The sequence below is a fragment of the Streptomyces sp. NPDC001617 genome, from assembly GCF_053596855.1.
In genome coordinates, this window is the sequence record NZ_JBSFHA010000033.1 from 87,413 (window position 1) to 96,746 (window position 9,334).

A 9,334-nucleotide genomic window follows, 5' to 3' on the forward strand; every position below is an offset into this window, starting at 1 on the left:
CGCGCCCCGGACAACGCCTGTCCGGCAAGGGGTCCCGCACGAGACGGCCGGGGCCGCCACCCCCCACAGGAGAGGCCCCGGCCGTCGCGCGGGCGGGCCGCGCGGCGGCCCGTACTTCCTACAGCGCCATGAGTGCGGTTTCTGTCACACCCGGATGTGTTCCGTCGCGTCACGAGGTGGTTGCAGGTTGTACGGACATGGACGAGCAGCGGTTTCAGGTCGTAACGTGCCTTTCGCGCCGGACACGGATGTTGAATGATCGCCTATCGACGGCGGCCTCGAAGCCGGGACCATCGGCCAACCTTCGACTGAGGAACTTACGGGTGCTGGGGGACGACGCGGAGCTGACCGCCGCGGTGCTTGCGGCACAGGACGGGGACGAGACCGCGTTCCGGACTGTGTACCGAACCGTGCATCCGCGGCTGCTCGGTTACGTCCGCACGCTCGTCGGCGACCCGGACGCCGAGGACGTCGCCTCCGAGGCCTGGCTGCAGATCGCCCGCGACCTGGACCGGTTCAGCGGAGACGCGGACCGCTTCCGCGGCTGGGCCGCCCGGATAGCCCGTAACCGCGCCCTGGACCACATACGGATGCGCGGCCGCCGCCCGACGATCGGCGGCGACGAGACCGAGCTGACCGGGAAGCCCGCCGAGTCCGACACGGCGGGGGAGGCCATGGAGGCCCTGGCCACCGACCACACGCTCTCCCTGATCGCCCGGCTGCCGCAGGACCAGGCCGAGGCGGTGGTGCTGCGGGTGGTCGTGGGCCTCGACGCCAAGACCGCGGCGGAGACGCTCGGGAAGCGGCCGGGTGCCGTACGGACGGCCGCGCACCGTGGTCTCAAGCGCCTCGCCGAACTCCTCGGCGACGATCCGGAATCGACCCGCAGCCTCGATGCGCTGCCACCCCAGCGAGAACCGCGCGGGCGCGCGGTGACGTCCGCGAGTGTGACGCATATGCGCGCGCGGACGCAGAAGGACATGTGATGGCCGACGAGCAGTACAAGTGGCTGGACCGCGAAACGGCGGAGGCTCTGCTGCGCGGTGAGTCACTGGAAGCTGTCGATGCCACCGCCCGCGACCAGGCCGAACGCCTCGCGAAAACCCTCGAGTCACTCACCGCGGAACCTCCCCCGAGCAGCACGGAACTCCCGGGAGAGGCCGCGGCGATGGCGGCGTTCCGGGCGGCCCGGGCAGGGCGCGTCGCGCGGGCCGACGGGAGCGGTGAGCCGGGTGGTGCGTACGCCACGGCGCAGGCCGCCCCGTCCGGCGAGTCGGCCGTACCCGGTCACCGCCCTCCCCCTCATGCCTCCGACGGCGGGCTCGTCCGTATCGGTGACCCTGCCCGAAGCGGTCGGGGTCACCGTCGGCGTCGGCCCTCGCACTTCGCGCTGACGGCCGTGCTGGCGGCCGGCATGGTCGGTGGGCTGGCGTACGCGGCGACAAGTGGAATGCTGCCGACGCCGTTCGGCGGTGACGAGCCCGGACCCGCCGCCTCCGTGTCGGCCGCGACCCCGAACCGCCCGCTGGTGTCGCCCTCGCCCAACGGCATCCTGGGCGAGCCCTCGCCCGACGGCTCCACCGGCGGTTCCGCGGACCCGGCCACACCGAAGGGCACCCCTGGCGACGTGCCGTCGGCCGAGCCGGACGCCGAGGCCGGTGGCTGGTGGCGGCAGCAGGCGCCGTCGGCCTGCCGGGACGCGCTCGGCGGCAAGGAGCTGACGTCCAAACGCAGACAGGCCCTGGAGCACGCGGCCGGCGGCTACACGCCCGACCGCGTCTGGAAGTACTGCAAGAACGTCCTCGCCGGCACGTCCGTCGACGGCAAGGACCGCGACAAGGGCGATGCCAAGTCGGGCAACGGCAACGGCAACGGCAACGGCAAGGGCAACTCGGGCGGCAAGGGCGACCAGAACGGGTCCGGTGGCAAGGGCGGCAACGGCAAGGGCGGTGACGACGGCGGCTACCACATAGCCCCTGGTGGCACCGGAACCGGCAGCCACACCTCGACGCCGGTCACCCCCCTCGTGCCGGGACGCCTGCTGTCGAGCCAGGACCCCGCACCGACGCCGAATCCGACGTACAGCGCGCTCTGACCTGCTGTTTTGAGGGTCGGGGAAATTTCTTCGCCACGCCAGTAACGTTTTCGGCCGCCCCAGCGCAGTACTGAGTGAGCCGACTGGTCATCGGCTTTTCGCACAGAGCCGGGGTTCCCCCCGTACCCACGGCTCGTGCACCTCGGCGCGGGCGGGACACGTTCCCCCGGTCCCGCCCGCGCCCCGCACATCACCAGTACACGACGACCTTGTCGCCGTTGCGCACCTGCGCGTACAGCGCGGAGATCGCCGCCTCGTCCCGGACGTTCACACAGCCGTGCGAGCCGCCGGCGTAACCGCGGGCCGCGAAGTCGTAGGAGTAGTGCACCGCCTGGCCGCCGCTGAAGAACATGGCGTACGGCATCGGGGAGTCGTACAGCGTCGACCAGTGGTGCCGCGACTTCCAGTACACGTGGAAGACGCCGTCCCGAGTGGGTGTGCCGATCGCTCCGAAGCGGACCGACATCTCCGACACCGTCCGCCCGTCGACCATCCAGCGCAGCGTCCGCGTCGTCTTGTCGATGCACAGCACCCGCCCGGTCATGCACCGCGGATCGGGCGCACCGGCCGGCTGGCCGCCCATCAGATACAGCTCCCACCTGCCCGGTTCGTGGGTCATCTTCAGCAGCCGCTGCCAGGTGACGGTGTCCGTCTCGCCCGTCTTCGGCAGCCCCCGCTTGCCCTGGAACCCCCTGACCGCGTCCTCGGTCAGGTCGTCGTACGTCCCGGTCGGCCCGTCGAAGAGCCAGTCGACCTGCCGCAGCCGGGCCTGCAGCTCGCGCACGTCCCGCCCGGAGTCGCCGCGGGACCACAGGACGGGGGACCCGGCCGCGGACGGCGGGCGCGTGCTCGTGCTGCCGTCGCCCGTGTCCTGCTTCGGGGACGGGGCCTTGCTGCTCGGCAGGATGATGTGGACCGGCGAGTTCCCCTTGCCGTCGGCGCCCTGCACCGTGCAGCCGCAGACGACGGCGGCCAGGGCCGCGAGCGCTGTCGTGACGGCGGCCGTCCGCCCCATGACCGCGGTCGATCTCCTCACGCCCGTAGTACGCACCACGCCCCCCGATGTCTCACCGGTCACTGCTGCCGGCGGCTGCTGTGTCACCCGAGATGTCACTTGGGATGTCACCAGAGATGCTGCCCGCGGGTGACGGCTCGCGAACGGCGGGGCATTGTTGTGACCGGGACCGCAGAACCTCTGTGAGTAAGGTCCTAGGGTGCGCCCCTCCACCCGCTGCACGCGCCCCGCTACAGTCCGCAGGAGGGGTGGTCTGAACTGGCCAGTAGCTTGAGCGGGAGGCATCACACCATGGCGCGCGAGTCGGAGTCCGGACTGCCCATCGAGCCGGTCTACGGACCGGAGGACCTGGCGGGCTGGGACCCGGCCGAGAAGCTCGGCGAGCCGGGCAAGTACCCCTTCACCCGCGGTGTGTACCCGTCCATGTACACGGGCCGGCCCTGGACGATGCGCCAGTACGCCGGCTTCGGTACGGCCACGGAGTCCAACGCCCGCTACAAGCAGCTGATCGCCAACGGCACGATGGGTCTGTCGGTCGCCTTCGACCTGCCCACCCAGATGGGCCACGACTCCGACGCCCCGATCGCGCACGGCGAGGTCGGCAAGGTGGGCGTCGCGATCGACTCGGTCGACGACATGCGGGTGCTGTTCGGCGGGATCCCGCTGGACAAGGTCTCCACGTCGATGACGATCAACGCCCCCGCGTCCCTTCTCCTCCTCCTCTACCAACTGGTGGCGGAGGAGCAGGGGGTCTCGGCCGACCAGCTCACCGGCACGATCCAGAACGACGTCCTCAAGGAGTACATCGCGCGGGGGACGTACATCTTCCCGCCGAAGCCCTCGCTCCGTCTGATCGCCGACATCTTCAAGTACTGCAAGGCCGAGATCCCGAAGTGGAACACGATCTCGATCTCCGGCTACCACATGGCGGAGGCGGGCGCGTCCCCCTCGCAGGAGATCGCCTTCACCCTCGCGGACGGCATCGAGTACGTCCGTACGGCGGTCGCGGCCGGCATGGACGTCGACGACTTCGCACCCCGCCTCTCCTTCTTCTTCGTGTCCCGTACGACGATCCTCGAAGAGGTCGCCAAGTTCCGTGCGGCGAGGCGCATTTGGGCGCGGGTGATGCGGGACGAGTTCGGTGCGAAGAACCCCAAGTCGCTGATGCTGCGCTTCCACACCCAGACGGCGGGCGTGCAGCTGACGGCCCAGCAGCCGGAGGTCAACCTGGTCCGGGTCGCGGTCCAGGGCCTGGCGGCGGTCCTCGGCGGCACGCAGTCCCTGCACACGAACTCCTTCGACGAGGCGATCGCGTTGCCGACGGACAAGTCGGCTCGCCTCGCTCTGCGCACCCAGCAGGTCCTCGCCTACGAGACCGACGTGACCGCGACGGTCGACCCCTTCGCCGGCTCGTATGTCATCGAGAAGATGACGGACGAGGTCGAGGCGGCGGCCGTCGAGCTGATGCAGAAGGTCGAGGACCTGGGTGGTGCGGTCTCCGCCATCGAGCACGGCTTCCAGAAGTCCGAGATCGAGCGCAGCGCGTACCGCATCGCCCAGGAGACGGACTCCGGCGAGCGGGTGGTCGTGGGCGTCAACCGCTTCCAACTCGACGCGGAGGAGCCGTACGAGCCGCTGCGGGTGGACCCGGCGATCGAGGCCCAGCAGGCGGAGCGGCTGGCGAAGCTGCGGGCGGAGCGGGATCAGGGGGCGGTGGACACGGCCCTGGCCGCCCTGAAGAAGGCGGCGGAGGGCGAGGACAACGTCCTGTACCCGATGAAGGACGCGCTGCGGGCACGGGCGACGGTGGGCGAGGTGTGCAACGCGTTGCGCGAGGTGTGGGGGACCTACGTGCCCTCGGACGCCTTCTGAGCCGGAGCTCCCGGACACCGCGCGCGACGGCCACGGAACAGTTGTTCGTGGGCGCCGTACGCGATGGCCGCCGTAAGGGTCCAGCCCGCGCGGAACAGGATCACCCGGCGGCGGCTCGCGCCCGGCGGGACGATCAGCAGGGCGAAGAGCGCGTAGTAGCGGACCTGCGCCCACAGCGCCCATCACCCACCGAGCGCGGAGCCTGCCGTCCCCGGGGTCTTGTGGCGACGCGGTGACGGCAGGCGGTCTGCGTGCGTGTTCCTGTGTCTGGGCAGATCAGCGCTTTACCGAGTTCCTCAGTGCGCGTGCCCTGCGCACCACCCGTCGGGCCGTCGAGTTGCGCGGGATGAAGGCGAGGCGCTCGGGGAGGCCGCCCGGCAGGCCCAGTGCCGTGAGGCGCTTGCGCCGGAAGTAGCGCTTGGTGCGCGGGGTGAGGTGCTTGGAGAGGTAGCGCTCCGCCGCCGTACGCAGGGGCGGGTAGATCTGGGGCTGCATGGTGTAGCTGAGCGCGTCGAGCAGGCCGCCCAGGGTGGCCGCCGGGAGCGTCCGCTCGCCCTTGCCGCCCTCCAGGTCCGGGACCAGCCCGTCGGCGAGGACGACCGGGACCCGGTTGCTGTTCTGGTACGGCGTGAGGCGGTCCAGCAGCGGCTCGGTGCCGATGCGGGCGACCGGGAGGCCGTAGAAGGCCGAAGCGGTGAAGAGGGCCGTGGAGAAGCAGCCCACGACCAGGCCGGGCTGCGACTTCTCGAACAGCACCTCGGCGAGGACCGGCAGGTCGAGGACGGTGAGGTCGACGCCCAGCTTCGCGGCCTCGGTCTCCAGGGCGCGGCTGTAGCGGGCCGGTGCGGTGGGGTGCGGCTTGAAGACGATCGACCGGTGCCCGCGCTCGACCGCCCCGCGCATCATCCGTACGTGCAGGTCCTCCTCCTCCTCGGGGGAGAGGATGCCCAGCGCGGACAGGTACTGGCCGAGCAGCAGCGCCGAGTTGTCGGGCAGGACCGGCAAGTCGTCCACGGATGCGGTGAGTTCGCCCATCACCTTGAGGAACGTCTCGGTCGGCACGACCTCCGCGGGCACGTCGAACTCGGTCAGCAGCCGCGGGGTCAGACCCGGCACCAGGTCCAGGTGGAGCAGGCGCCGCACGCGCGTGCCGACCAACGGGTCGATCTTGTTGCGGGTGGGGCCGTAGCTCATCAGACCGTCCGCGTAGACGTGCACGGGCGCGTCGGTGAACAGCTGGGCCACCGTGAGGGCCGGGGCCACCTGGATGGACTCCACGACCAGCTCCACGCGGTCGTCGCCCAGGTTCCACAGCAGCCGCAGATAGCGCTCGAAGAGCGGGACGTCGTCCTGGCGCGGGGTCCAGGCGCCCGGGTGGAAGGGGCTGATGGCCTCGTTCCACGACAGCACCTCGTCGAAGTGGTCGCGCAGCGGCTCGAAGCCCGGCATCTCGTCGACGGGCGGCGTCGTCTCCGGGGTCGCCGAGTTGTTGAAGACCAGCAGCAGGCTGCGGTCCTCGTCCTCGAAGCAGTCCGAGTCCAGCGCGGCGGCCAGGGTGGCGGCGCCGTACAGGGTCGAGACGCAGTAGATGCGGGTGGTACGGGGCATCAGGCAGCCGCCTTCGCTGTCGTGATTCTGCGCCGCAGCCGCCGCAGCTTGGAGGAGCGGTGCATGTCCATCGTTTCGAGTACGTCGCCGAGCATGTCCTGCGGCAGGCGCTGGATGGCGGCCGCGCTCCTCGCCCGCAGCTGCCGGTACACCGACGGCTCCCACTTGTCCTCGTCGGACACATGGTGAGCGATGATCGCGCAGTACGTGCGGACCGCCTTCGGCAGCAGCCGGTCGGCGTCCGGGTCCTTCCGCGTCTCCTCGATGACCTGGTCGAAGGCGCGGATGAAGTCCAGCTGACGGACGTCGCCGATCTGGGTGAGCGAGGAGGCCACCCCGCGCCGGTAGAACACGCCGAGCAGGCTCACCACGGCGAACGACTCCGCCTCACGGTGCAGCTTCCAGATCCAGGGCCGGTCCTCGGCCGTGCGCAGCCCGTCCGTGAAGTGCAGCAGACCCTTGTCGAGCAGCCGGCGGTGGTAGGCGCCGGCCCAGGCGAACGCGTAGTCCACGGAGGTCGAGCGGTCGGCCGGCAGGATCGCCTCGCGCGGGTTCATCTTCTCCCAGCGGCGCCCCTGCGGGACCCGGCTCAGCGTCCGCGCGCGGGCCGTCGCCTGCACATGGTCGGTGCGCACGAAGTCGCAGCCCAACCCCTCGATCGCGTCGACCAGTTCGGCGAAGTAGCCGGGCGCCAGCCAGTCGTCCCCGTCCAGGAAGGTGAGGTACTCGCCCTGCGCGGCGTCCAGGCCGGTGTTGCGCGCGGTGGCGAGTCCGCCGTTCTTCTCATGGCGGATATAACGCACCTGCGCGACATCGGAGAGTTCCTCGGCGGCGCGTTCGAGAATGGCCGGAGTTTCGTCCTTCGAATGGTCGTCGACCAGTACGAACTCGAAATCGGGCCGTGCGTTCAAACGCAGGCTTCTGAGGGTGTCGGGGGCGTATTGCTGCACGTTGTAGAACGGCACGATCACGGAAAGCTTGGGCACGTACGGAAGCCTAGGAGCCAGCCCAGCAGGTCAACTTTCCGGTGTCTTTACACTGGGTGAACTCAATGTGTCGGATCGGTGCATCCGCTGTACTTCCTGAGAATCCACGGCCCAGTTCGGCTCTCGGCGGGGTGTTGTTAACTTTTTGGCCAGATGCGGTTGGGCCGCACCTTGGAATTGCTTCCTAGCGTCTTCGACGTGCCACCAAGTACCTCGAAGCCCACGCGAATCGCCGTGCTCGCGGACTCCGACACCCGCTGGAAATGGGGTGCGTTGACCGCGGCCCGTATCGCTCCGGGCCCGTCCATGGAAGCCGCCTCCCACGAGGACGCGCAAGTCAGCCTGGAGCTGAGCGGGTTCCTGCTGCGCGGACGGGCGACCCCGACCGCACGCCAGCTGGCGGAGGTCGGTGTGCGCGCCGACTCCATGAAGGAGGTCACGGCGGTCGAGTTCCTGCGCGCCATGGGCGAGGAGGAGTACGACGTCGTCGTCCTCGCCCTCGTCGGCGGCGGCGTGCAGGCCATGCTGCACGGCCTCAGCCACGCGTGGCAGGGCCGCAGTTCGCGTCCCGTCGTCGTCACCGGCTATGTCGGCGTCGTCTACGAGAAGCTCGCCGACGGACTGCTGCTGCGGCACGGCGCGGACCTCGTCCTCGCCAACTCCCGTCAGGACGCGGAGCGTTTCAGCGCGGTCTACGAGGGGGTGGGTGCCGACGCCTCGTCGGTGACCGAGGTGGCACTGCCGTTCCTGGGCGGTGCGGCCTACGAAGGTGAACACGACCCGTACACCGTGGTGTTCGCGGTCCAGCCGTCGGTCCCGGACAACCGCAAGGACCGCACCTATCTGCTGGGCCGCCTGATCCAGCACGCCAAGCTGCACCCCGAGCGCGAGGTGCTGCTCAAGCTGCGCTCCCGGCCGGGCGAACACACCACGCACATCGAGGAGTTGCCGTACCAGAAGTTGGTCCAGCGGCTCTCCCCGCCACCCAACTTCCGTCTGGTGTACGGGAACATGGGCGAGGTTCTCGACCGCACCGACCTCTTGGTCACCATCAGCTCGACGGCCGCCCTGGAGTCCTTGCACCGCCGCATCCCGACGGTCGTCCTGACCGACCTCGGCATCCGTGAGGTGCTGGGCAACCACCACTTCGTGGGCTCCGGCTGCCTTGCCTCCTGGGACCAGCTGGACGCCGGCCACCGGCCCACGCCGGACGAGGAGTGGGTGGCCCGGCAGGGCGTCGCCGCGGACGGCTCGTACGCGACGGCCTTCGACACGGCGCGCGAGCGGATCGCCAAACTCCTCGCACAGCCCGGGGGACTGGCGCCCATCGCCCCGTACTACACACCCGAGACGGTCCCCGGCTACCTCCCCGGCATCCTCGCCCGCCACCACCTCGGCCCCGACGGCAGCCCCCTCCCCGGCGCCCCGGCCGCCGACAAGGAGCCGGGCCCGGTACGGCAGATCGTCCGCCGGGCCGCCCGGGGTGCCTACCGGCACGGGGTGCAGCGAGTGGCGCCCGTCATCCGGCGGATGGGGGAGCTGTGAGCCCCGACCGGACGAACGGTCCCCCGGAGCCGTCAGGAGCGCGAGCGGCGGGCGCCGCGGAAGCGGCGGTGGCGCGAGCCGTGTCCGCCGCGAAGACGGGTGCGATCCAGCAGGCCGGCGCGGGACTCCCCGGCACCGCAGACAGCGCGGGAGCGCCCGTCGTGCCTGCCGCACATACGCCGGGAGCGCCTGTCGTGCCTGCCGCACATACGC

8 protein-coding genes and 1 pseudogene are annotated in these 9,334 nt (G+C 70.6%); 4 read left to right on the plus strand and 5 right to left on the minus strand.

Translation table 11 applies throughout. The annotated features are described in order from the left end of the window. Positions 1–323 precede the first annotated feature (323 nt). Positions 324–986, plus strand: a complete 663-nt coding sequence (locus ACWC09_RS24830; RefSeq protein WP_450852777.1) for an RNA polymerase sigma factor — start codon at positions 324–326, stop codon at positions 984–986. After that, the gene (locus ACWC09_RS24835; RefSeq protein WP_450852778.1) at positions 986–2,095 is read left to right on the plus strand and encodes a hypothetical protein; all 1,110 of its coding nucleotides are present in this window, start codon (positions 986–988) and stop codon (positions 2,093–2,095) included. The genes ACWC09_RS24830 and ACWC09_RS24835 overlap by 1 nt, the downstream gene beginning before the upstream one ends. 190 nt (positions 2,096–2,285) lie before the next feature. Here the strand turns inward: ACWC09_RS24835 and ACWC09_RS24840 are convergent, their stop codons facing one another. Then, on the minus strand, positions 2,286–3,110 hold the full coding sequence (locus ACWC09_RS24840; RefSeq protein ID WP_450852789.1) for a L,D-transpeptidase family protein: 825 nt from the start codon (positions 3,108–3,110) through the stop codon (positions 2,286–2,288). A gap of 291 nt (positions 3,111–3,401) precedes the next feature. On the opposite strand from ACWC09_RS24840, the gene ACWC09_RS24845 reads away from it, so the two are divergent. Next, positions 3,402–4,982 (plus strand): acyl-CoA mutase large subunit family protein, encoded by a 1,581-nt coding sequence (locus ACWC09_RS24845; RefSeq protein WP_450852779.1) that lies wholly within the window; start codon positions 3,402–3,404, stop codon positions 4,980–4,982. 38 nt (positions 4,983–5,020) lie between these two features. Here the strand turns inward: ACWC09_RS24845 and ACWC09_RS24850 are convergent. The 3 genes and pseudogenes from ACWC09_RS24850 to ACWC09_RS24860 all read right to left on the minus strand — a co-directional run. Beyond that, positions 5,021–5,164, minus strand: a pseudogene (locus ACWC09_RS24850) (acyltransferase family protein); the annotation flags it as partial. Between the two features lie 94 nt (positions 5,165–5,258). Next, the gene (locus tag ACWC09_RS24855) at positions 5,259–6,590 is read right to left on the minus strand and encodes an alpha-2,8-polysialyltransferase family protein (RefSeq protein ID WP_450852780.1); all 1,332 of its coding nucleotides are present in this window, start codon (positions 6,588–6,590) and stop codon (positions 5,259–5,261) included. Next, positions 6,590–7,576 (minus strand): glycosyltransferase family 2 protein, encoded by a 987-nt coding sequence (locus ACWC09_RS24860; protein ID WP_450852781.1) that lies wholly within the window; start codon positions 7,574–7,576, stop codon positions 6,590–6,592. The genes ACWC09_RS24855 and ACWC09_RS24860 overlap by 1 nt, the downstream gene beginning before the upstream one ends. 198 nt (positions 7,577–7,774) lie before the next feature. On the opposite strand from ACWC09_RS24860, the gene ACWC09_RS24865 reads away from it, so the two are divergent. Then, positions 7,775–9,121: a DUF6716 putative glycosyltransferase gene (locus tag ACWC09_RS24865; RefSeq protein ID WP_450852782.1), complete on the plus strand. Its 1,347-nt coding sequence runs from the start codon at positions 7,775–7,777 to the stop codon at positions 9,119–9,121. Positions 9,122–9,153: 32 nt separating this feature from the next. Here ACWC09_RS24865 and ACWC09_RS24870 read toward each other — a convergent pair. Continuing rightward, positions 9,154–9,334: hypothetical protein (locus ACWC09_RS24870; RefSeq protein WP_450852783.1), on the minus strand; the 181-nt coding region annotated here is incomplete at its 5' end.